Here is a 380-nt window from a genome sequence, read left to right as displayed (position 1 = left end):
GCGTGCCCCATCTTCGGGACAAGCAAGGAGCCAACCCATGACCGTCCACTCCCTGAACACGAAACGTGCCAGTCGCTCCGCCGAATCCCGCGTCGCGGCACAGGATTGGCGCGGCATCGTTTCCGACCTCAATACCCATGGCTGCGCCGTCATGCCCGGCCTGCTGTCGCCCGAGGAATGCGCCGACATCGCTGCGCTCTATCCGCATCAGGAGCATTTCCGCAGCCATGTCGTGATGGCGCGCCACGGCTTCGGCAACGGCGAGTACCGCTACTTCCGCTACCCCTTGCCGGACCTCATCGAGGGCCTGCGCACCGCGCTCTATCCGCGCCTGGCCGGCGTCGCCAACGACTGGAACGAGAAGATGGGCGCCGCGCTTC

Annotated in this window: 1 protein-coding gene; it reads left to right on the top strand. The window is 66.3% G+C overall.

The window, feature by feature from the left end; all coding sequences use genetic code 11:
- Positions 1-37 precede the first annotated feature (37 nt).
- Positions 38-380 (top strand): 2OG-Fe(II) oxygenase (locus tag EN818_RS31015; protein WP_189523989.1); only part of this gene is annotated, 343 nt, incomplete at its 3' end.

This window comes from Mesorhizobium sp. M3A.F.Ca.ET.175.01.1.1 (assembly GCF_004791945.1).
GTDB lineage: Bacteria > Pseudomonadota > Alphaproteobacteria > Rhizobiales > Rhizobiaceae > Mesorhizobium.
This window is presented reverse-complemented; position numbering and strand designations above follow the sequence as displayed.